Genomic DNA, 21,444 nt, shown 5'->3' on the forward strand with positions numbered 1-21,444 from the left:
CGACTCGAACCGCACATAGCGCGGGTCTCTGTCTGTCGTCCGCGAAAAACACTCCCACGGGGAACGGAGATGCGATGCAGAAAGTGCCGAGCGGGACGAGGGGCCGACTGGTTCTGACAGCTCTGACCGCGGTACTGATTGCAGCAGGCGGTGGCAACGCATCCGCTCAGTCCACATCCTGGGGTCCACTCGCCGCTCCCAACCCGTTCCTCGGACCCATGGGTACCTCGACGATGCACGGTGACGCCGGTTCCTCCGATGCGACACCGCTCAGTGGTCCGGGCACCGGGAAATTAGCCGTTGATCCGCTTCCCTTGGCTGCAGCATGCCCGACACTGCTCGAGGGATCCGATGGATTGGTTCTTGCGCTGTGTACCAGCATCCTCGGCCAGACTCCGACGGTGCACCTGATAGACACGTCGGCGCTCGGCACCGGATCGGCGGGTTCATCGGTCGAATCATTCTCACCTGCTGCTTCCGTTGCGCAACTTGAACTTGCGAAAGGCAGCTTGCTCGGCGGTGTCTATGCGTACCTGGACAACGACAACCGGCTTGTTGCGGTGGATGGTAACCGCATGCTGGTGCGGGTGCAGCACGAACAGAAGCCAAACGGCGGTTGGCGACTCTTCGTCGACCAATCAGTTGATCTGACCTCGTCAATTCCCGACGGCGACAATGTCACCGGCCTCGCACCGGACTGGCAAGGCAACGTGTGGTTTGCAACTGGTGCCGGTCGCGTCGGTAGCGTCGACGGGGGAGGAGTCGCCCGCACACTGCAATTGCCGGCCGGCGAGGAAGTGCAGAACAGCATCTCTACCTCGGCGTTCGGCACCGCCGTCGCGACTACTCACGCGCTGTACCAGCTCAGCGCCGCGCAGGACGGCACCCCGACAATAGATTGGCGTGCACCGTACGACCGTGGCAGTGCCCGCAAGCCAGGTCAACTCAGCTGGGGAACCGGTTCCACGCCAACCTATTTCGGCCCCAATGGGGACGACTACGTGACGATCGTCGACAATGCCGACACTCAGGTGCATCTCTTGGTCTACCGAGCTGCGACCGGTGAAATGGTCTGCAGTCAAAAAGTTCTCAGTACCGCAGGGCCAGGCAGCGAGAACTCGCCGATTGGTATCGGCAACTCGGTGTTCGTGGCCGGCACTTACGGCTATCCCTACCCGACGGTGCCCGAAGGCGCCGGGCCCGCGGTACCCGCGAGTGCACCGTTTGTCGGCGGCATGACGCGAGTCGATGTCGATAATGCTGGAACCGGATGCCACACAGTGTGGGACAACGACGCTCGTAGTTCTGCCGTGCCGCATCTGTCGACTGCCGACGGAAATTTGTACACCGTCGTTCGTCAAGGGCTTCCGCTTTCATCCGACAGCACCACCCCGCTCGACGGCTTTGCGTTCACGGTGATCGATCCAAACACCGGGGAGGTGCTTGCGTCGCGGGATCTACCCGGGACCATCGTCAACGACACCTTGCAGATGTCCGCGCTGATCAATTCGAGTGCTGACTACCTTCAAGGGACGATCACTGGAGTAATTCGAGTCGGCGGCTAACACAAACCGCCGACCTCGACGCACTCTGCACCACTATCGGCAAGCGCACAGCCGTGCATCTGTAACCGGCGTCTCGGCACCCAGTATCAGGCAATCTCACGCGTGCTGCGCGGAATTCGATGACCTTCGATGATTCTCTGCCTGAGGGGAGGAATCGCAATGCAGCATGGTCGGTATCAGTTTTCCGGTGTTGTCGATCCTCGATACCGAAACACTGTCGCTGCAACCGTGATTCAACTTCACTGCGTGGGCAATAGCATCCCGGTCGGATTCGAATTCACCAACTGTCGAGGTGCCTTCCGGGAGGGTGATCTTGTACTTCTCCATTACAAAACTTCTTCGTGTAGTCCTATCGACGGCCTACCCAGAGTGGGTGGGCGGGAAACGTTTCTACTGCGCCGCGCTGACCGACGACATGTGGAAATCGGGAATGCGCAGCGGTGGCATGGCGGTGCGGGTGAACCAGTCTTTCCATTCGCGAGGGAGCGTGATCTCGGTGCGTCCGGCTTCGGTGACACGGCGAAGGAGGTCCAGCGGGCTTTCGTTGAAGCGGAAATTGTTGACCGCGCCGACGATCGTGCCGTTCTCGATGAGGTACACACCGTCGCGGGTCAACCCGGTGAGCAGCAGCGTTGTCGGATCCACCTCGCGGATGTACCAGAGTGTGGTGAGGAGGAGACCGCGTTCGGTTTTCGCGATCATGTCCTCGATGCCGGTGTCATCGCCGCCGGTGAGGATCAGGTTGTCACCTGGCACGGCAACGGGTCGGTCGAATTCGCGGGCAGCGTGACGCGGATACGCAAGGGCTGAGATCGTGCCGTCTTTGATCCACTCGACACGATCGATGTCCATACCGTTGTCGAAGAGCGAGATGGATTCACTCGACGACGTGGTCACCACGAACGGCGCGGATTTCAAGCCGTCGGCGTCCGGGTCCGAGGTCAGAGTCAATCCCAGTGTTCCGAGGGTTTCGCCGATTCGCGTGCCACCTGTCCTCGACAGTGCGGTGTGGCCCTCCTCGGCTCCGCGGCCTTCCATGGTCCACATCAGGTAGATCATGAGGTCTGCAACCGCGGACGGCGGAAGAATTGTTTCGTACCGTCCAGCCGGCAAGGCGACCGAGTTTTTTGCCCAATCGAGACGAGTAGTCAACTGGGACAAGAGATCGGGTATGGAGATGTCGCTGAAGTCGACCGTCCCGGATCCGACCCAGGCGCTGGCGTCGCCGCGTTTGCCGTTGATCTCGACTGAGCCGGTGGGCTGAACGGTGCGGCGGCGAAGGCCGGTAGAGGTTCCGAGCCACGTGGTGTGCAGTTGATGATGCGCAAAGCCGAACAGTTGATCCTGTCCGTCGAAACCGGCGGAGAGGTCGGCAGCAAGGCGGCTGAAGACAGCGATGTCGGTCAGCGCAGGGCCGGATTCCCATTCAGAATCTGCTGGACCTGGCGGTACAAGGTCGGAGGCGTCGTCGGCGGGTGTTGCACTTCGGGCGGCGTCCTCGCTTGCTTTCACGACGGTATCGATCTGCGCGGGATCGACACTGCTGGAACTCACCGTCCCGACACGGGCGACGTCACCGTCCCGAACAATCGAGATGACGGTCCAGGTCCGTGACAGTGAGACACCGTTCGTGGTCATGGAGTTGTTGGCCCACCGCAACGACGCTTCGCTGGCGTCGGTGACGATGATGATCGACTCGTCGACAGTGCGCGCAGCCAACGCGCGTTCCACTACCTGCTGCGCCGTGATCACTGCTGGGCCTCCGAATGGGTGTTGAGGATATTGATACCGCGGAACAAAGCGGACGGGCATCCGTGACTGACGGCGGCGACCTGTCCAGGTTGGGCTTTACCGCAATTGAATGCGCCGCCGAGTTTCCACGTCGACGCTCCGCCGACAGCTTCCATCGAGCCCCAGAAGTCGGTGGTGGTGGCCTGGTAAGCGACGTCGCGGACCTGGCCGTCGAGTTTGCCGTCCCGGATTTTGAAGAACCGCTGACCCGTGAACTGGAAGTTGTAGCGCTGCATGTCGATTGACCACGACTTGTCTCCGACGATGTAGATGCCGTCCTCGACTCTCGAGATCAAGTCGGCCGTCGACGTGTCGGTCTCCGGATCGGCGGAGAGGGAAACGTTGGCCATGCGCTGAATGGGAACGTGGTGCGGCGAATCGGCGTACGAGCACCCGTTGGAGCGCTCCAGGCCCAGGCGAGGTGCAAACGCGCGGTCGAGTTGATATCCGACCAGCGTGCCGTCTGCGACCAGGTCCCAGCGCTGGGCGGCGACGCCGTCGTCGTCATAGCCGACGCTGGCCAGTCCGTGTGCGACGTTGCGGTCGGCCGTGACGTGCATGATGTCGGTGCCGTACTTCAGTGTGCCGAGCTTGTCGGGGGTCGCGAAGGAGGTGCCGGCATAGGCGGCTTCGTATCCGATTGCCCGATCGTATTCGGTTGCGTGCCCGATGGATTCGTGAATGGTGAGCCACAGGTTGGTCGGGTCGATCACGAGGTCTGTGGGGCCAGGTGTGACCGACGGCGCCTTGACCTTCTCGGTGAGCCACTGCGGGATCTGCGCCAGCTCCTCAGCCCAGTCCCACGTGCTACCGGTGCCGAGATACTCCCAACCCCGCGCGACCGGCGGTGCCAAAGTACGCATCGACTCGAAGCTGCCCGCTGATTTGTCGACGGCTGTTGCCTCGATTTCGGGATGCAGTCGCACCCGTTGCTGGACGATCGACGAGCCCGCCATATCGGCGTAGAACGTCTGCTCCTTGACCTGGAGAACCCCAGCGGTGACGTGGTCGACGCCGTCGGACGCCTGAAGTCGGCCCGAGTAGTCCAGGAGAAGATCGACCTTGTCGGACGTCGGAGTGGTGAACGGATCTATCTCGTACGGAGACACCCACGTGGCGTCGGCGTAGATCGGTTCGTCGGCAAGAGTCACCGGATCGCGATTGAGTGATCGCAACGCCCTCGCCACCTCGACGGCTTGCCGTGCCAACGACGACGCAACAGTGGGTGACACCTCCGCGTGGGAGGCAAACCCCCAGGTTCCGTCCACGATCACGCGGACAGCCACTCCCACTTCGTCGCTGTCCGAAACCGATTGAACTTTGCCGTCGCGCAACCGGATCGACTGAGTGAGCAACCGGTGCACACGTACATCCGCGTGCTCGGCTCCGGCGGCGCGCGCTGCGGACAGCGCGGCGTCCGCTACTGCCTTCAGAGGGAGGGCGAGGAAATCTGCATCGACATCTCGGGTGACGGTCACCGTCATGACGCTAGCCGAACTGCTGCCACCCCAGGCGAATCACCATGGCAATCACAACAACCAGCAGTGTGATCCGGACAAAACCGGAGCCTTTACTCAGTGCCATACGCGAACCGACGACCGCGCCGAGAACATTGCACACGGCCATCGCCAATCCCAAGCTCCACCACACATGGCCGGTGACGGCAAAGTACGTCAACGCGCCGAAATTGGAACCGAGATTGATGACCTTGGCCATCGCCGCGCTGCGGACGAACTCCGTTCCGAGGAACGTCGCGAAGCTGATGATCAGGAACGTGCCCGTGCCTGGGCCGAGTAAACCGTCGTAAAGCCCGATGAGTCCCGCCGACAGCAAGATCACCAGGGCCGACTTGCGTTGAGTCGGGCGGTGCGTGGCGAGCGTCGTACCCAGGCTCGGACGCATCGTGACGAACACGGCGACGGCCACCAGGACAACCATCACGATCGGAATGAAGTACTTTTTGTCGATCAACGACACTGCCGCCGCGCCACACGCTGCAGTAATCGCGGCCAAGATCGCCGCCGGGATCAACTGTCGCCATTGCATCGGAATTCGGCGTGAGAACGTCCACACCGCAGCGCTGGTCCCGGTGAACGCGGTGAGCTTGTTGGTAGCCAATGCGGCCTGCGGCGTCAACTGGGGTGCAACCAGGAACAGTGCCGGCAGCAGAATCAGCCCGCCGCCGCCGACAACGGCATCAACCCATCCGGCCGCCGTCGCCGCCGTCATGAGCAGGCCCCAGTCCGCAATATCCACGGCGGTGACTCTCTCACAGAGTGAGCGGTGATGCGGTGACGGTGTGGGAGTCTTGATCGCATGAGGAGGTTCAGCCTGTGGCTGCGAGGCAAGCCGATGATCGCCGACGGCGCGTTGGCGTTGCTGTTCTTTGCCCTGGAGATCGTCTCGTACATAAGCTCTGAGCGCGAGGAACATTGGCAACAGCTGGCGCTCGGATTCCTGATCTGCCTTCCCGTCCTGTGGCGTCGTAAGTACCCGCGAGTGTCTGCGGTGGCGATCCTCCTGATGTCGTTCACCAGTACTTTTCTCATGTGGATGAGCGGGAATGCATCAGTCGAACATCCCGGGTTGCTGGCGTTAGGCGTAGCTCTCTACACGCTGGTCGTGTACGTGGACCGGCGCACCGCCGCGATTTACCTCGGCTTTCTCCTCATCGACTCGACTCTGGCGATGCTTGTGGTGCGAACAGACATCGTCCTGGATCTCATCGTTACCGCAATGCTGTTTGCCCTGGCTTGGATCAGCGCCGAATTTGTCAGTGCCAGACGCGCGTATGACGAGGAGGTTGCGGCACGTCTGGAGGTGGCCGAATACGACCGCGACCGCCGGGCCGAGGAAGCCGTTGCCGCGGAGCGGACACGCATCGCGCGCGAATTGCACGACGTCGTTGCCCACGCGGTGAGCGTGATGATCGTCCAAGCCGACGGGGCGAGCTATGCCGTCGACACGAATCCGGCGCTAGCGAAGAAAGCGCTTGGCAACATCTCGAGCACAGGGCGAGACGCGCTGGCAGAACTACGACGCACGGTCTCGCTGTTGCGCACCGAAGTCAACAACGACGCGATGCCACAACACGGTTCTGCGGGCATCGCGAAGGTTGTGGAGATGATGCGTGCGACGGGTTTGAACGTACGACTGGAGTTGACGGGCGAACTCGACGACATCACGCCGTCCGTGAGTTTGGGTATTCACCGGATCGTTCAGGAGTCACTGACCAACGTGCTGCGTCACGGCGGCGACAGTCCGAAAGCGCGAGTTACCGTGCGCCGCACCGACACCGCAGTCCTGGTGGAAGTCATCGACAAGGGGACGGCGACGTCTGCTTTCACAGGTGGTTCCGGCAACGGCTTGGTCGGAATGCGTGAGCGAGTCGCAGTTCTGCAGGGAACTCTCGAGACCGGTCGACGCCCGGACGGCAGCTGGCGTGTGTACGCCGAGCTTCCCCTCGCGATCCAGGATTGACCGACCGGGCAGGCGCGGTTTCCGACTTCTGGCACCGGCTGAAGTTGTCCAGGCTCACCTGCACAACGTGACGCGACGGGTTTCGCATTCAACCGGCCTGGCCGCAGCATTTGTGCTGCTCGGGCACCTCAACGCCTCTGGTAAACAGACCATAATTCTTCTCTGCGGAGATTCGAGTCCGCGAAGCTGAACGAACCGTGCGGTGAATCGACGGTTGACATCGCCCCTTCCTGAAAGCAGAATAACTTTCTGTACATCAGAAAAACTATCGAAATGAGGCTTCTCATGCGCGACGCGGATGGCGTTATAGCGAACGTCCGACGAGGCATGCTCCCTGCGCACATCTACAACGACGCAGAGGTTTTCGAGGCTGAGAAGGAGCGGCTGTTCAGCCGCGCATGGATGTTTGTTGCGCACGAGTCGGAATTGCCGCAGGTTGGCGACTACGTTGTGCGCCGCGTCATGGAGAATTCGTTCATCGTCAGCCGTGACCAGTCCGGCGAGATCCACGCGATGTTCAACATGTGCCTGCACCGCGGTATGCAGGTGTGCCGCGCCGAGCAGGGCAATGCCTCGCACTTCCGCTGCCCGTACCACGGCTGGTCGTACAAGAACGACGGCCGCATCGTCGGTATGCCGTTCCACAAAGAGGCATACGGCGGCGAGGAGGGCTTCGCGCGTAAGGGGCAGCGACTGCTGCCGGCGCCCAGCCTGGGCATCTACAACGGGCTGATCTTCGTGTCGATGGACCCGGACGCCGAGCCGCTGGAGGACTTCCTCGGCGACTTCAAGTTCTACCTCGACTACTACACCAAGCAGAGCGCGAGCGGCGTCGAGGTTCGCGGACCCCAGCGCTGGCGAGTCAAGGCCAACTGGAAGATCGGCGCCGAGAACTTCGCCGGCGACATGTACCACACGCCGCAGACGCACACGAGCGTCGTCGAGATCGGCCTGTTCCGCGAGCCGAAGGCGGAAAAGCGTAAGGACGGCAACACATACTGGGCGGGCAAAGGCGGCGGCACCACGTACAAGCTGCCCCCGGGAACCTTCGAAGAGAAGATGAACTACGTGGGCTACCCCGACGAAATGGTCGAGCGCATGAAGGAGCAGTGGTCCCAGGAGCAGGTCGACGTCATCGGACGCGACGGCTTCATGATCTCGGCCGCTTCGGTCTTCCCGAACATCAGCCTGGTTCACAACTGGCCGAAGGTCGCTGAAGGCGACGACGTCCTGCCCTTCATCTCCATCCGGCAGTGGCAGCCGATCAGCGCCGACGAGACCGAGGTCCTGTCCTGGTTCGTCGTAGACAAGGAAGCCCCGGAGGAGTTCAAGAAGCTCTCCTACAAGGCCTACCTGATGTGCTTCGGCTCCAGCGGCATGTTCGAGCAGGATGACGTCGAGAACTGGGTTTCTCTGACCAACACTGCCGGTGGGTCGATGGCCCGCCGCCTGCTGCTCAACGGCCGCATGGGCATGCTGCACGACGACAGCCCGGTAGTGCAGCCATTGACGGAGGACGAGTTCTGCGGTCCCGGCGTGGCGCACGTCGGCTACGGCGAATACAACCAGCGGCACCTTCTCAACGAGTGGGCCGACTATCTGGAGAAGCCTGCGCCGGTGACGGAGAACATTCACGTCGGTGCTCCCAATGTCGATGGTGAGTGCAGCAGTGACACGGCAGCGCAGTGCAGCAGCGAGAAGGCGGAGGTATAACTCATGAGCACCTACATCCCCATCGACTCCGCCAGCTCCCCGCTGGGTCAGGCCGCGTCGAAGACCACCGCCGTTGGCTCCTCACTGGCATTCGACGATCCGCGGCACCTGACCGCGAATCGCTGGCTCGTGGAGGAGACCTACATTCTCGATCGACAGGACTACGACGCCTGGCTCGATACCCTCGCCGAGGACATCCATTACTTCATGCCGATCCGCGTCACCACGGCGCTGGGAACCGGCTATGACACGGCCAAGGACATGGCGCACTTCGACGAGGACAAGTACTCGTTGAGCCGTCGCGTCGCGCGTTTCGACACGGGCCACGCGTGGGCAGAGGATCCGCCCTCGCGACTGCGTCACCACCTGTCCAACGTCCGCACCTTCGCGACGGAGAACGAGAACGAACTCGTCGTCGAGTCGGCAGTCCTGTTGTTCCGCAGCCGCGGTGACGTGCTGGAGCCCTCGCTGCTCTCGGTTGGTCGCGTCGACCTGCTGCGTCTCGAGGGGGACGTCTGGCGCCTGGCCCGTCGGCACATCGCCGCCGACGAGTCCGTGCTGCGCATGCAGAACCTGGCGGTCTTCCTGTGAAGCTCGCCTGGGAGGGTGAAGCCGAGGACGCCGCAGCGGCAGCCCGGGCGAGTTCCCGGCTCGGCGTGCTGCAGGACCAGCGCGACGGTGAGACCATCATCGTCGCGAATGAGTTCGCCGACATGCGAATCTCGAAGGTCCACACCCGCAACGGCGTTCGGCTGCTCATCGAATCGCCGAAGTCCGGCCAGTGGATCACTCTCGACGCTCTCGAGCTCGAAGCGCTGACGTGGCAGAACGAAACCACGCTGTCTGCGATGGTCGGGAAACCGTTCCAGTCGCTCCTCGGCACCGAGGACGCCTCGTGACCGGCTGGCTCGACGGTAAGCGTGCGCTTGTCGTCGGGGCGGGCTCCGGCATCGGGCGCGGTGTGGTCGACGCTTTCCTCTCCGAGGGCGCCAAGGTCGGCGTCCTCGAACTCGACACTGCCAAGTGTGAGGCACTTGCGGCCGAGCACCCCGAGGTCGAAGTTGTGCAGGGCGACGCCACCAAGGCTGCCGCGAATCAGGCTGCAGTCTCTGCAGTCGTGGATCGCTTTGGCGGCCTGGATATTCTGGTGAACTGCGTCGGCGTCTTCGACTTCTACCGCAAGCTCGAGAGCATCGACGCCGACATGCTGGATCAGGCGTTCGACGAGATGTTCGCGATCAACGTCAAGTCGCACCTGCACAGCGTCAAGGCCGCGACGCCGGCGCTGCGTGAGTCGGGTGGGTCGATCGTGCTCACAGAGTCGACGTCGGCCTACTACCCAGGCCGCGGCGGAACCCTGTATGTCGCTTCCAAATTCGCCGTACGAGGATTGGTCACCACCCTCGCGTACGAGTTGGCACCGGACATTCGCGTCAACGGCGTCGCCCCTGGCGGCACCCTGGGCACCGATCTGAGCGGGCTTACGACGCTGGGACTGACCGAGAACCGACTCGACGGTCCGGACCGCGCCAAGGAACTCGCCGGCCGTAACCCGTTGGGAGTCGCACTCTCCGGCATCGACCACGCGTGGAGCTACGTCTTCCTCGCCTCCGACCGATCACGCGGCATTTCCGGCCGCGTCGTCCACTCGGATGGCGGCATGGGCATCAAAGTTTAAGAGTCGCACCGCGCGACCTACCGAAAGAAGAACTTGGAAATGGCAATCCTCAAAGCGAACCTCGAACTGTGCCAGGGCTATGCAAACTGCGTGGTCGCGGCGGACGACGTCTACGACATGGACGACGACGGCCTCGTGGTGCTGCTCAAAACCCGGGTGGACGAGTCCGACCGCCAGCGCGTCGAGACCGCAGCGAAGAGCTGCCCCGCCAACGCCCTCTGGCTGGAGGAAGAGTGAGCGGCGGGGTTCTCGTCGTCGGCGGCTCGGTCGGCGGTATCCGTACGGCCCGGGCGTTGCGCAATGAGGGCTACGCCGGGGCGGTAACAGTCGTGGAGGCCGAGCCGCACTTGCCGTACGACAAGCCGCCGCTGTCGAAGGTTCCGCTCGACGGCGACGCGCACGTGCCACTGCTCACCGCGGCGGAGGCACGAGAGCTCGACATCGAGCTCAGGTTAGGCGCTGTCGCAATCGAAGTGCGGGCGCAGGCCAACCAGCTGGCACTCGCCGACGGCACAGTTCTCGACTACGACGAGCTGGTGATCGCTACCGGTGCCGCGGCTCGGCCCTCGCCGTGGAGCGGCCCTGGTATCCATGTACTTCGCACTCTTGCCGACGCTCGCGCGCTGCGCGAGAGTCTGCGTGGCGCGAGCCGTCTCCTCGTCGTCGGTGCCGGGTTCATCGGTGCGGAAGTCGCGTCACTCGCGCGCAAGCAGGGCATCGACGTCACGATTGTCGATCCCGCCCCTGTCCCGATGGCCCGTATTGTCGGCACTGAACTGGGAGAACGACTGTCGGACCTGCATCGGGTGCATGGTGTGGAGGCTAAATTCGGCACCACCGTCAGCGCACTCGACTGCGTAGACGACAGTCTGCGCGCGACGCTTTCCGACGGCTCAGAATTTCCGGTCGACGCTGTCGTGGTGGGAATTGGTGCGGTTCTGGAACTCGGGTGGTTGGAGTCGTCAGGCCTGACGCTCGACGACGGTGTCGTGTGTGACGAATACGGCCGCACTCCCGACTTTGCGAACATCCACGCTGTCGGTGACATTTCGAAGTGGTACCAACCGCGGCTCGGCACGTCGGCGCGGGTTGAACACTGGACCAACGCTGTCGAGCAAGCAAACACGGTGGCCCACAACATTGTTCACTCGGATGATCTGCTCGCGCACGACCCGGTGGCCTATGTGTGGAGCGATCAGTACGACTGGAAGATTCAGTTGTTCGGAACCCGTGACGTTGCGGCAGACCCGCTAGTGGTGGAACAGTCCGACCCGCTACGTTTGGCAGCGATCTGGCAGGACTCCGAGGGCCGGGCAAGCGGCGGTTTTACCGTCAACTGGCCCAAGGCGTCGGTCCAGCTGCGGCGGACTATCGCTGCCGGCGGACCCGCCGATGCGGTGCACGCGCAGCTTTCGACTCCGGCGGTGAAGCGATGATGTCCGGGGAATTGGATGAACTACGGCATCTGGTGGCGGAGGGCTGCCGAGTTTTGGCGGCTCGTCAATTAGCGCCCGGCATTCTCGGGCACATCAGCTACCGGATCGACGAGACCAGGCTGCTGGTTCGGTGCCGCGGCGCCCAAGAGCGCGGGCTGGCGCACACGACGCCACAAGATATTCGGTTGGTCGAATTGACCGGTGAGCCAGGCGCTCCCGGCGAACTCGACGGCTATACCGTGCCGTACGAGCTGCCTCTTCACAGCCGGGTTCTCATGCGTCGCCCCGATGTCATGTCGGTAGTGCACGCGCATCCCGCCAACGTAGTGGCAGCCGATCTCGCCGGGCTGACTATCCTGCCGATTGTCGGCGCCTATGACATCCCCGGGGCCGTACTGGCGCACGGGGGAGTGCCTGTATTCCCCAGGGCCGCTTTGATTCACAACTCTGCGCTTGGCGACGATGTCGCTGATTCCCTGGGCGAGCGGCCAGTGGTCCTCATGCGCGGACACGGACTCACGTCCACCGGCACCTCCGTGCAGGAGGCGGTTCTTCGCGCAATCTCCGTCGACACGATCGCGTCACTGTCGTTGTCCATCGTCTCGGCGGGCGGCACGTTGAAACCGATAGGTGCCGAGGATCTGGCCGACTTGCCGAATCTTGGTGCCGGTCTCAATCTGGGTGCCGCGTGGCGCCACGAGGTATCCCGACTCGATTGAGAACGACCCTGGGTACAGATGCGGGTGGAGATCGAAGATAGACGATCTCCACCCGCAACTTTCTGGGCGCTCGAGGCGACTGGGCGTCGCTTACCTGGGTCAGTTCGCGGTGGTCGAGGCGATTCCGTACTTGTTGACGGGCGCGTGGGCGACATCGCCTTCGCGCAGCTCCCGAGTCCAGGCAGCGAACTCCAAGAGAATGCCGTCGGGATCGAAGAAGTAGATCGACCGAACGTAGGTCCCTTCGTGTACGTCCCGTGTGACGCCACGTTCACTGTCGTCGTGGTTCAGCAACGGACCGGTCACAATGCCCTTGGCCTCGAGTTTGGCCTTATACTCGTCGAATTTGTCGACTGGGATCTTGAACGACACATGATTCATCGACGCGTGGGCAGTTTCGAATTCGAAACTGAGTCCGGGAATGTTTGCCGCCGAGGCGATTCCGGGAGCGCGTTTCGGCGCGTTGCGGAACCAGAAGAATGCCAAGTACTGGCCGGCGCCCATGTCGAAGAAGAAATGCTGGCCGCCGTCGGGTAGGGCGACGGTCTTCGCCAGCTTCATGCCCAGGATGTTGGTGTAGAAGTCGACGGTGCGCTCCATGTCCTCACAGACAAGGGCAAGGTGACAGACTCCGCCGAGTTCGAATTCCTTGTTAGTCAACGCTTCTCTCCTTTACAGACGGTATGAGTGGGTCTCCGAGTTCGAGCTGTTATCCAGCTGAACCGCGCCTAGACGTCGAGTTTGCCCAGCCTCAGTACTTCGCGATTGCCAGTGCACCAGCGCTGAATCGCGCGCACCGCGCTGATCCGCCAACCGTCCTCACTCCGCTGTAGACGCATGTCGTACTGGCCGCCGGAGGTCCACATCGAATCGCCGGAGTTGTTGGGTTTGACGTGTACAGCCACCACCTGGGAGATGCAGCGGGCTTCGTCGCCGACGCCGCTCACCATGTGCCCGGACACCAGGTGCTGTGTTGCATCCAGGTTGCCGAGCAGGCGCTCGGCGTTCTTGATGTACACCGCGCGGGGAGTGTCGGTCGGCGGGCCACCGAAGAGGTCGCCGTAGTCGAGAGTGATGGATTCGGTGAACACGGTGTGGAGGTCAGCCCACTGGCGCTCGTCGATGAAATAGGTCATCTTCGTGCAGGTTTCGATGATTGCCGCGCGATCGTCGGCGGTGAAGGTCTTGTCGGTCATTTCGTGTTCTCCTTCATGTGCAGGTGCTCAGCGTGCTGGCTGGCAGCTCCGGTCGCGAGAAGGCGGTCGATCTCCGCAGCATCGAGGCCCCAATCGCTCAGAACTGCATGGGTATTCGTGCCGGGACCAACGCCTGGCGCCGGGATGTGGGAAGGCGTCCGGGAGAACCGGGGGGCCGGAGCCGGCTGGATGACACCGCCGACCTCGACGAAGACATCTCGCGCAACGTTTGCCGGATGCTTGGTCGCTTCTGTGGGTGTGAGCACCGGTGCGAAGCAGGCATCGGTGCCTTCGAGCAGATCGCACCACTCTTGCTGGGTGCGGCCGGCAAACAGTTCGGTGAACCCGGCGCGGGCAGATGCCTCGTCGGTGCGGTCGAGAACTACGCCCAGACGCGCGCACAGATCGTCGTAGAATCGAGACTCGAGAGCGCCGATCGTCACGAATCGGTGGTCGGCCGTCTCATAGACGTCGTAGTACGCGGCTCCACCGTCCAAGACGTTGGAGCCGCGTTCCTCCGACCACTCCCCGGAGCTGATCAGTTCATGCATCGCGGTGGTGAGGAGCGCGGCTCCGTCCACAATGGCAGCGTCGATCACCTGTCCCTGACCGGACGACTTCGTTTCGAGCAGGGCGCTGACCACGCCGAGGGCGAGTAGCATCCCGCCCCCGGCGAAATCGCCGACGACATTGCCAGGCGGGACCGGCCGATCGCGTGGACCGATGCCGTGGAGGGCGCCGGCGAGTGCGATGTAATTGATGTCGTGACCGGAGCTCTGGGCCAGTGGGCCCACTTGGCCCCAGCCCGTCATGCGTCCGTAGACCAGACGCGGGTTTCGTGCTGCGCAGGGCACCGGGCCGATGCCGAGGCGCTCCGCAACGCCGGGACGGAAGCCTTCGATCAACGCATCCGCACTCTCACACAGACGCAGGAGCGTTTCCACGCCCGCGGGATTCTTGAGATCGAGCGCTACCGAGCGTCGGCCTCGGGCAACAGGCTCGTGCTCGACCAGCGCGTCGGTGCGGGGTCCGACGCGATCGATGCGTACGACGTCCGCGCCGAGATCCGAGAGCAGCATGCCGACAAAAGGCAACGGACCCATGCCTTGTAGTTCCAGCACACGGATCCCGGCCAGTGGTCCGCTCAACGTGCGGTTACCTGCTCGGTGAGCCGCACGTCGGCGGGCTCGACCATACGAATCAGTTGCACAAGGTTATCGAGCAGGCGTCCAATGAGTTTCGTGGCACCAGGGTCGGTGAGAAGACCTTCGTCGAATCGGGTGTGCGCGCGGGTGACAAAGACCTCCGGGCTGTTCACCACATGGGAATCTGTGGCCACCAACGATTGGCGCAGCTGAGATTGCGCTCGCGCCGTACCCAAGATGCTCGGCGATGCGCCCACCAGGGCGATCGGCTTGCCCTCGAGTCCCGAGTTGCCCGGAGGCATCGAGATCCAGTCGAGAGCATTCTTGAGCACCCCGGGAACGCCGTAGTTGTACTCCGGGGTCGCAATGACGAGCGCGTCGGCAGCGCGAACTTCGGCCTGGAGCTCGGCCACGGCGTCGGGTGGGCCCGTGCGGGCGTGGTCCTCGTTGAACAACGGAATTTCCGCAAACCGGGGGAACTGGTAGATCTCCAGATCATCCGGGCTTAATCGGATGACGTTGTCCAGCAACAGCTGATTGTAAGAATCTGCCCGAAGGCTGCCCACGATTGCAACTGCACGGAACTTTTCGGTACTGGTCACATTACTGATCATTATCGAGTACCTCTCTCACTGCTGTTGGACTCGTGGTTCGCGGGGGAGCCCCAAAACTCGTTCTGCTATAGCGTTTTTCATTATTTCGTCGGTTCCGCCGCCGATGCGCATCCCCAGGGCGCCCGTGAGCAGTTCGGTCCACGGGTTCGCAAGGACACCGTCCGGACCGAGAGCACGGAGTGCGGTGTCTGCGGCGAGGTACTGTCCGTCCGTCGAGAGCAATTTCGTGATCGATCCCTCCGGTCCCGGTGCGCGACCTTCGGCAGCTGCAGTGCGCAGGCGGAGCTTCAGGATGCCGAGGATGTGCTGGATCGTGTATACGTCGGCAAACTGCCGGTGAATCGCCGGGTCGGCGGGGTAGTCGCTGGTGCGCAGAAGGTCCAGCAGTGGTTTCGCGCCCACCATATCCGGTTCGAGCGAGTAACGCTCGGCCATCAGGGTGCTCATCGCTACTTCCCACCCCTGGCCGGGCCGGCCGAGGACCGCGTCGTCCGAGACCACTGCGTCATCGAAGAAGACTTCGTTGAAGGTATGCGCGCCCGTTGCCTGCTTCAGCGGTCGAACTGTGACGCCCGGTTGCTTCAGGTCGATGAGGAACGCGGTCAGGCCATGATGCCGAGGAGCGTCTTCGCTGCGTGCGAGGAGGTAGCCGAAGGACGCGTACTGAGCGTAGGACGTCCAGATCTTCTGCCCGTTGATCAGCCAGCCGTCGGCGGTCTTGCGTGCGGTGGTTCGGATGGCGGCGAGGTCGGATCCGGCGTCCGGCTCGGAGAACAGCTGGCACGACAGTTGCCTGCCGGACAGGAGTGGCAGGAGGTGCCGCTCGCGCTGCTCGGAGGTGCCCCACTGCGCAAGGGTCGGCACGACCATTCCCATGGTGACCGATTGGGCGTCGAGTGGTAGCCGGTATCGACCCTCTTCCTCGGTGAACAAGAGCTTGTGGGGGATGCTTCCGCCGGAGCCGCCGTACTCCTTCGAGACGCCGATGCCTGCCCAGCCTTCCGCGTGCTTGTGGGCCTGCCATGCAAGTGACTGCTCTACGTGGGTAACGGATTCCACACTCGAGCGAAATCCGAACACGCTCAACCTTCCCGTGTCCGGCTCTTCGAAGGCAGGTGCGTTTTCAGCAAGCCACGCCGCGGCCCTATCCCGGTAGGCGACGTCATCCGGCGAATCAGATAAATCCATGGGTGCTCCTAGCGGGTCTCGGCGAGCAGAAGTCGGGCGGCAACCGCATCGCGGTGATCGTCGGAACTTCCGAGTGTCAGTGCGCGGCTGCGGGATCGACGGACATGCAGATGTGCATCGTGTTCCCACGTGAATCCGATACCTCCGTGGGTCAGGAGATTCGCCTCGGCGGCTTGCACGTAGGTATCCGAACACCAGGCCTTCGTCATCGACGCAGCCAGTGCGAGTTCTTCGGTCGCGCCTTGGTCGGCCAGCCAGGCAGCGTGGTACAGCAGTGAGCGCGCTCCCTCGACTTTGACGAGGACGTCGGCGCAGCGGTGCTTGACAGCCTGGAAAGACCCGATTGCCCGTCCGAATTGTGTTCTGGTCTTTGCGTATTCGACGCATTCGTCGAGGCAGGCCGCCGCGCCGCCTACCTGCTCGGCCGCCAGCGCGATGCTCGCGAGTGCGAACGCGCGCTCGACCTTCTCCGAGTTCGGAGTGCCCAGTCGAACGGCGGGCGTGTCGTCGAAACGGATTCGGCTCGATCGGGTGACCAGGTCGTAGGCCGGAGCCGCAGCGTCGGCAGGGATATCCAGATCGGCGCGCTGAACGGCGAACAGGTCGGTGCCGTCGGACGTGCGCGCCGGCACGATCAGAAGGTCCGCGGACTCGGCGTCGATGATTGCTTCGGCGACGCCGGTCAGTCGTGCGTCATCACTGGCTCGGATCGGAAGGTGTGCCATCGCATGGACGCCGACGGGCAGTGCGAACGTGGCGATCAGTTCGCCGCTGGCTATGCGGGGAAGGTATTCGGCGCAGGCCGTGCTGTCGCCGCTCGCGAGCAATGCAGTGGAGGCAAGGCCGACACTGGCGAGGAAGGGGGACCTGGTGAGACGTCGACCGAACTCTTCCAAGATGATAGAGAGTTCAACCATTCCTCCACCGGCGCCGTCGAATTCGGCGGGAATCGGTACGGACATCAAGCCGAGTTCATCCGCCGCACGGCGCCACATTGCTGTGTCGTAGGGGAGGTCGGAGTCGACCAGCAGGCGATTCTGCTGTCGATCGGAGGTGTCGAGGAAACGCCGTACGGCGTCGCCGAGGGCGGCTTGTTCTGGGGTGAAACCGAATTGCACGATTATCCTCCTAGGTGAGAAGGTCGGCCATGAGGCGAACCGCCTCGGGCTGTCGGGTCATGAGCGACATGGACGTAATCGGTGCCGACGTCCAGGGTTCGATCAGTTCCTTGATCCGTTCCGGTGGGCCGCACAGCGCGATTTCGTCGACGAGATCATCGGGGACCGCGGCGATCGCTTCTTCCTTGCGCCCTGCCAGATACAGGTCTTGAATCTTCTCTGCTGCCTCCGCGTAGCCGTACCGGCACGCCACGTCGTTGTAGAAGTTCTTTCCGCGAGCACCCATTCCGCCGACATAGAGCGCGATGCTCGGCTTGACTTGGGCTCGGCACTCGGCGGCGTTGTCTCCCACGACAACGTCGAGGATCGGGCACAGATCGAAGTCGGGTCGAGGAGTGAAGCCGGAGGGAAGGATGGCGTCGTACCGGCGAGGTGAGAAGAAGACGGGGAACCATCCGTCGGCGATGTCGCAGGCCAGTTCGATGTTGCGTGGTCCGATCGCCGCGAGATAGATCGGGAGGTTCTCGCGGTAGGGATGCAGGATCATCTTGAGCGGCTTGCCAAGGCCGGTGCCGTCGCTTCCCATGTAGGGAACGTCGTAGTACGTGCCATGGTGCTCGAGGGGCGTCTCGCGGCGCAGTGCCTGGCGGACCACATCGACGTACTCGCGGGTCCGCTTCAGCGGCTTGCCGTAGGGGATGCCGTGCCAGCCTTCGACGACCTGCGGTCCGGACATGCCGAGACCGAGGCGGAATCTGCCATCGGAGAGATGGTCCATGGTGGCGGCGGTCTGTGCGGTGAGCGCGGGGGATCGTCCGGCTATTCCGAGAACTGCTGTGCCAAGCCCGATTCGGGACGTTTGGCCCGCCAGCCAGGCGAGGGGAGTGACGCCGTCGGACCCGTAGGCCTCGCCAGACCAGACGCAGTCGAACCCGACGTCCTCCGCGAGTTGCACGAGTTCGAGGCAGTCGTCTCTTCCGGAACCCCAGTAGCCTAGGTTCAGGCCCAGTTTCATGACGTCCTCCAAAAAGCGGATGTGGGCAGCGATGATGTGCTGCCGGAGGGTGTGGGCACATCACAGATGCACCCTTGATGTGTATTGCATCACGAACGGTAGCAGATTCTGCTCTGCAGATTGAATTTCTGCGATCACTTGTGTCCTCTTCGAACTCGTGCGATGCTCAGGCGGTGCCGATCGCACCGATTCGGTGTTCTGATCGCACCGATCACACTGTGCCCCAACCGGAACCGGTGGGCCGGGTGGTCGCCATCCCAATTTCCCCTAGGTGACGAGCCGCAGCCGAATACCGGTTTCGAGGGCTCGTCGCCGTCTGAATGGAGTTCTCATGATGGCCGTGGATAGCCCGATTATCGTTTCTAGGCCTGCTCCGGGAGTTCAGCAGATCACGTTCAATCGCCCCAGCCGGCTGAACGCTCTCAATCCCGATCTGATCATCGAACTGACCAAGGAACTCGACGCCCTGGTTCGCGCGGACGACGTCAAGGTTGTCGTGCTTACCGGCTCGGGCCGTGGATTCTGTTCGGGCGCCGACTTGTCAGGAGAGGTGTTCCCGACGGGCGTCGAAGGTGACCCGAATCGGCACTGGACGGCCGTTCAGTCGTGGTACTCCGGCGTAGTGGCCAAGTTGCGCCGGATCCCCCAGCCGGTGATCGCGGCAGTCAACGGGCCCGCTGTCGGCGGCGGCTTCTCGATCGCGATGGCAAGTGACATCAGGCTGGCTGCTCCGGAGGCGTATTTCTCTGCGGCACAGATCAATATCGGCCAGTCGGTTTCGGAAATGGGTGCCAGCTATTTGCTCCCGCGAATCATCGGTGGCCGGGCGACCGAGATCTTGATGACCGGTCGGCGAGTGCAGGCGGACGAGGCCGAACGTATCGGCTTCGTCAGCCGGGTGTGCTTCGACGGCGTCGTTGATGCCGCGGTGGAGATGGCCGAGATCCTTGCTGCCAAAGCGCCGTTGGCCCTGCGGATGTCGAAGGAAGCACTCAATGCCTCGCAGGAGATCGGCAGCCTCGAAGCCGCATTGGCAATGGAGGACCGTACGCAGGTCGTCTGTGTTCTGAGCAAGGACCTGGCCGAGGGAGAGCTGGCCTTCCGCCAGAAGCGCAAGGCCGTGTTCTCCGACGCTACCGCCGTGGTCTAGGAGATGTCGGATGAGTGAATCTTCGAGCAACGCCGCGGTCTCTCGATTCGACATCTACCTGAACACCTCGCCGAGCGCGGCACCGGGGTGGTCGATGGAGACCGTCCGGGACCCTTCCCGACTATTCGGCGCGAATGGCGTGCGCCTCCATGCGGACGGCAGGTTGTGGATCTCGGAGCTTGTAGGAGAACATCTTTCAGCGTGGGATGCGGACAATGACGTCCTGACCAACGCCTCGCCGATGGGTTCCGAACTCCGAGGGCCTGACGACATAGCCTTCGACTCCGAAGGGACGGTGTACGCAGCTGAAACGATGAACGGGCGAATAACAGGTCTGCGCGCCGACGGCACGTATTTCGTGTTGGTCGACGAATGCCCGGCGGTGAATGGGATCACCGTCGATCCCGTGACCGACAAATTGTATGTCGACGAGATGCGCGAGGGTGGCCGGGTACTGGAAATCGACAAGCACGAGCGGAACAAGGTTCGCGTGATTGCCGAAGATCTGGATTGGCTCAATGCCTTGGAGATGGGTCCGGACCGGCGACTGTATATGCCGCAGGTGTTTGCGGGAACGGTGTTGGCCGTCGATCCGGAGTCCGGCGCGGTCGAGACCGTGGTCGAAGGCCTCGCTCATCCGACTGCGGTCAAATTTGCACCTGACGGGCGGCTTGTTGTCACCCAGGCCAGTATCGGTGAGGTCACTGCGGTGGATCTGAGCACCGGAGAACGACAGCGATTGGTCAGTCTCGCTCCGGGCGTGGACAACTTCGACATCGATGCGCGTGGATACATCTACGTCTCCAATTTCGTGGAGGCCAGTGTGGCGCGGTATTCGATGGAGACCGGCGAGCTCGACAAGGTTCTTTCGGCAGGTTCATTCCTGGGCCCGTATCAGATCGCTAGTTCCACTGAAGGTTTTGTCGTCGCCGACCACGGGAGTGTGTGCCGTGTCGATAGCGAGGGTAACCTCGCGCGAATCAGCCGGTTGCTTCTCGACCAGCCGTTTGTTGCCGTCGGTATCGCCGAGGTCGGGGGCACTCTGGTGGCGCTGACCCAGGCGGGCGAAGTGTTCCGCAGAATCGACGACTCGGGGGAGTGGGTCAAGATCTACGGTTCGCTCGACGGCGCTAACTCCGAGTACTTCGGCCAGGATTCCGACGGGGTCAACGCAGTCGGTGTCAGTGACGGTCAGCTATTGGTCGGGATGCGACACGGCGACGTCGTGGTCCTGGAACTGGATGGCACCGTCGTATCTCGACGGCCGTCGGGGCTCGCGACGATCACCGCGATTTCCGGAGACAACAGTGTAATTGTCGTCAGTGACGAGACCGCAGGATCGGTGCTCGTTCTCGGTGACGGAGAACCGCTGGCGCTGAACGGATTCAAGCGGCCGCAGGGCGTGGCGCTCACCAAAGACTATGTGGTGGTCGTAGATCAGGGTGAGCGCCAGATCGTCTGTGTGAGCCGCGACGGTGAGCGACGCGAAGCGGTTGCAGTGGATCTTCCACTCGGACTACCCCGCCTGCAGGCCGATGACGGTCGCCGTTCGTCGGTGACCATCGACAAGGACGGGTCGATCATCATCGGATGCGACGGTGACGGGAGCATCCGCCGCCTCGTCCGTCACTGAATT

The 21,444-nt window shown here is 62.7% G+C and carries 21 protein-coding genes; 11 read left to right on the plus strand and 10 right to left on the minus strand.

Translation table 11 applies throughout. The features are described 5' to 3' along the window. Positions 1 to 74: 74 nt before the first annotated feature. Positions 75 to 1,565: a hypothetical protein gene (locus R4P64_RS16395; RefSeq protein WP_317821760.1), complete on the plus strand. Its 1,491-nt coding sequence runs from the start codon at positions 75 to 77 to the stop codon at positions 1,563 to 1,565. A gap of 390 nt (positions 1,566 to 1,955) precedes the next feature. Here the strand turns inward: R4P64_RS16395 and R4P64_RS16400 are convergent, their stop codons facing one another. From R4P64_RS16400 to R4P64_RS16410, 3 genes are read right to left on the minus strand one after another with little or no spacing between them, the layout of a single operon-like run. Continuing rightward, complete coding sequence (locus tag R4P64_RS16400) at positions 1,956 to 3,317, minus strand: metallopeptidase TldD-related protein (RefSeq protein WP_317821762.1); 1,362 nt, start codon at positions 3,315 to 3,317, stop codon at positions 1,956 to 1,958. Beyond that, positions 3,314 to 4,840: a TldD/PmbA family protein gene (locus tag R4P64_RS16405; protein WP_317821763.1), complete on the minus strand. Its 1,527-nt coding sequence runs from the start codon at positions 4,838 to 4,840 to the stop codon at positions 3,314 to 3,316. The genes R4P64_RS16400 and R4P64_RS16405 overlap by 4 nt, the downstream gene beginning before the upstream one ends. 4 nt (positions 4,841 to 4,844) lie before the next feature. Beyond that, positions 4,845 to 5,585: a TSUP family transporter gene (locus R4P64_RS16410; RefSeq protein ID WP_267951586.1), complete on the minus strand. Its 741-nt coding sequence runs from the start codon at positions 5,583 to 5,585 to the stop codon at positions 4,845 to 4,847. 87 nt (positions 5,586 to 5,672) lie between these two features. Between R4P64_RS16410 and R4P64_RS16415 the strand changes: the two genes are divergently transcribed. The 8 genes from R4P64_RS16415 (at position 5,673) to R4P64_RS16450 (ending at position 12,382) form a co-directional block, all read left to right on the plus strand. Then, entirely contained in the window at positions 5,673 to 6,836 is a 1,164-nt protein-coding gene (locus tag R4P64_RS16415; RefSeq protein ID WP_317544043.1) for a sensor histidine kinase, read from the plus strand. Between the two features lie 285 nt (positions 6,837 to 7,121). Beyond that, positions 7,122 to 8,549 (plus strand): aromatic ring-hydroxylating oxygenase subunit alpha, encoded by a 1,428-nt coding sequence (locus R4P64_RS16420; RefSeq protein WP_051730317.1) that lies wholly within the window; start codon positions 7,122 to 7,124, stop codon positions 8,547 to 8,549. Between the two features lie 3 nt (positions 8,550 to 8,552). After that, positions 8,553 to 9,140 (plus strand): 3-phenylpropionate/cinnamic acid dioxygenase subunit beta, encoded by a 588-nt coding sequence (locus R4P64_RS16425; protein ID WP_095886337.1) that lies wholly within the window; start codon positions 8,553 to 8,555, stop codon positions 9,138 to 9,140. Next, complete coding sequence (locus tag R4P64_RS16430) at positions 9,137 to 9,448, plus strand: hypothetical protein (RefSeq protein ID WP_317821768.1); 312 nt, start codon at positions 9,137 to 9,139, stop codon at positions 9,446 to 9,448. Before R4P64_RS16425 ends, R4P64_RS16430 begins: the two co-directional genes overlap by 4 nt. After that, on the plus strand, positions 9,445 to 10,227 hold the full coding sequence (hcaB, locus tag R4P64_RS16435; RefSeq protein WP_092807799.1) for a 3-(cis-5,6-dihydroxycyclohexa-1,3-dien-1-yl)propanoate dehydrogenase: 783 nt from the start codon (positions 9,445 to 9,447) through the stop codon (positions 10,225 to 10,227). The genes R4P64_RS16430 and hcaB overlap by 4 nt, the downstream gene beginning before the upstream one ends. A 39-nt stretch (positions 10,228 to 10,266) precedes the next feature. Beyond that, positions 10,267 to 10,464: a ferredoxin gene (locus R4P64_RS16440; RefSeq protein WP_033231992.1), complete on the plus strand. Its 198-nt coding sequence runs from the start codon at positions 10,267 to 10,269 to the stop codon at positions 10,462 to 10,464. Then, a complete protein-coding gene (locus R4P64_RS16445) occupies positions 10,461 to 11,663 on the plus strand; it encodes an NAD(P)/FAD-dependent oxidoreductase (protein ID WP_317821771.1) in 1,203 nt (400 codons plus the stop codon). The genes R4P64_RS16440 and R4P64_RS16445 overlap by 4 nt, the downstream gene beginning before the upstream one ends. Continuing rightward, entirely contained in the window at positions 11,663 to 12,382 is a 720-nt protein-coding gene (locus tag R4P64_RS16450) for a class II aldolase/adducin family protein (RefSeq protein WP_220376721.1), read from the plus strand. Before R4P64_RS16445 ends, R4P64_RS16450 begins: the two co-directional genes overlap by 1 nt. A gap of 99 nt (positions 12,383 to 12,481) precedes the next feature. On the opposite strand, the gene R4P64_RS16455 is transcribed toward R4P64_RS16450, so the two are convergent. From R4P64_RS16455 to R4P64_RS16485, 7 genes are all read right to left on the minus strand, one after another. Beyond that, a complete protein-coding gene (locus R4P64_RS16455) occupies positions 12,482 to 13,042 on the minus strand; it encodes a VOC family protein (RefSeq protein WP_317821774.1) in 561 nt (186 codons plus the stop codon). 68 nt (positions 13,043 to 13,110) lie between these two features. After that, positions 13,111 to 13,578, minus strand: coding sequence for a nuclear transport factor 2 family protein (locus R4P64_RS16460; protein WP_233364948.1), 468 nt, complete (start codon positions 13,576 to 13,578; stop codon positions 13,111 to 13,113). Continuing rightward, the gene (locus tag R4P64_RS16465) at positions 13,575 to 14,726 is read right to left on the minus strand and encodes a CaiB/BaiF CoA-transferase family protein (protein WP_317821777.1); all 1,152 of its coding nucleotides are present in this window, start codon (positions 14,724 to 14,726) and stop codon (positions 13,575 to 13,577) included. Before R4P64_RS16465 ends, R4P64_RS16460 begins: the two co-directional genes overlap by 4 nt. After that, positions 14,723 to 15,325 (minus strand): NADPH-dependent FMN reductase, encoded by a 603-nt coding sequence (locus R4P64_RS16470; protein ID WP_317821778.1) that lies wholly within the window; start codon positions 15,323 to 15,325, stop codon positions 14,723 to 14,725. The genes R4P64_RS16465 and R4P64_RS16470 overlap by 4 nt, the downstream gene beginning before the upstream one ends. Positions 15,326 to 15,352: 27 nt before the next feature. Then, positions 15,353 to 16,525 carry an acyl-CoA dehydrogenase family protein gene (locus tag R4P64_RS16475; protein WP_317821779.1) on the minus strand — a complete coding sequence of 391 codons (1,173 nt, stop codon included), beginning with the start codon at positions 16,523 to 16,525 and terminating at the stop codon, positions 15,353 to 15,355. Between the two features lie 8 nt (positions 16,526 to 16,533). Next, complete coding sequence (locus tag R4P64_RS16480; RefSeq protein ID WP_287162248.1) at positions 16,534 to 17,643, minus strand: acyl-CoA dehydrogenase family protein; 1,110 nt, start codon at positions 17,641 to 17,643, stop codon at positions 16,534 to 16,536. A gap of 10 nt (positions 17,644 to 17,653) precedes the next feature. Beyond that, positions 17,654 to 18,658, minus strand: a complete 1,005-nt coding sequence (locus tag R4P64_RS16485; protein ID WP_317821781.1) for an LLM class F420-dependent oxidoreductase — start codon at positions 18,656 to 18,658, stop codon at positions 17,654 to 17,656. A gap of 331 nt (positions 18,659 to 18,989) precedes the next feature. Between R4P64_RS16485 and R4P64_RS16490 the strand changes: the two genes are divergently transcribed. Together R4P64_RS16490 and R4P64_RS16495 are read left to right on the plus strand one after the other, a co-directional pair. After that, complete coding sequence (locus tag R4P64_RS16490; protein ID WP_233364943.1) at positions 18,990 to 19,808, plus strand: enoyl-CoA hydratase/isomerase family protein; 819 nt, start codon at positions 18,990 to 18,992, stop codon at positions 19,806 to 19,808. A gap of 10 nt (positions 19,809 to 19,818) precedes the next feature. Continuing rightward, positions 19,819 to 21,441: a hypothetical protein gene (locus tag R4P64_RS16495; RefSeq protein ID WP_317821784.1), complete on the plus strand. Its 1,623-nt coding sequence runs from the start codon at positions 19,819 to 19,821 to the stop codon at positions 21,439 to 21,441. Positions 21,442 to 21,444: the final 3 nt, after the last annotated feature.

The sequence above is a fragment of the Rhodococcus sp. IEGM 1366 genome (assembly GCF_033142425.1).
GTDB classification, from domain to species: domain Bacteria; phylum Actinomycetota; class Actinomycetes; order Mycobacteriales; family Mycobacteriaceae; genus Rhodococcus_F; species Rhodococcus_F globerula.

Coding starts and splice junctions, on each gene's coding strand:
- R4P64_RS16395 (WP_317821760.1), top strand. CDS start 75: ATGCAGAAAGTGCCGAGCGGGACGAGGGGCCGACTGGTTCTGACAGCT.
- R4P64_RS16405 (WP_317821763.1), bottom strand. CDS start 4,840: ATGACGGTGACCGTCACCCGAGATGTCGATGCAGATTTCCTCGCCCTC.
- R4P64_RS16410 (WP_267951586.1), bottom strand. CDS start 5,585: ATGACGGCGGCGACGGCGGCCGGATGGGTTGATGCCGTTGTCGGCGGC.
- R4P64_RS16415 (WP_317544043.1), top strand. CDS start 5,673: ATGAGGAGGTTCAGCCTGTGGCTGCGAGGCAAGCCGATGATCGCCGAC.
- R4P64_RS16420 (WP_051730317.1), top strand. CDS start 7,122: ATGCGCGACGCGGATGGCGTTATAGCGAACGTCCGACGAGGCATGCTC.
- R4P64_RS16425 (WP_095886337.1), top strand. CDS start 8,553: ATGAGCACCTACATCCCCATCGACTCCGCCAGCTCCCCGCTGGGTCAG.
- R4P64_RS16440 (WP_033231992.1), top strand. CDS start 10,267: ATGGCAATCCTCAAAGCGAACCTCGAACTGTGCCAGGGCTATGCAAAC.
- R4P64_RS16450 (WP_220376721.1), top strand. CDS start 11,663: ATGTCCGGGGAATTGGATGAACTACGGCATCTGGTGGCGGAGGGCTGC.
- R4P64_RS16460 (WP_233364948.1), bottom strand. CDS start 13,578: ATGACCGACAAGACCTTCACCGCCGACGATCGCGCGGCAATCATCGAA.
- R4P64_RS16475 (WP_317821779.1), bottom strand. CDS start 16,525: ATGGATTTATCTGATTCGCCGGATGACGTCGCCTACCGGGATAGGGCC.
- R4P64_RS16485 (WP_317821781.1), bottom strand. CDS start 18,658: ATGAAACTGGGCCTGAACCTAGGCTACTGGGGTTCCGGAAGAGACGAC.
- R4P64_RS16490 (WP_233364943.1), top strand. CDS start 18,990: ATGATGGCCGTGGATAGCCCGATTATCGTTTCTAGGCCTGCTCCGGGA.
- R4P64_RS16495 (WP_317821784.1), top strand. CDS start 19,819: ATGAGTGAATCTTCGAGCAACGCCGCGGTCTCTCGATTCGACATCTAC.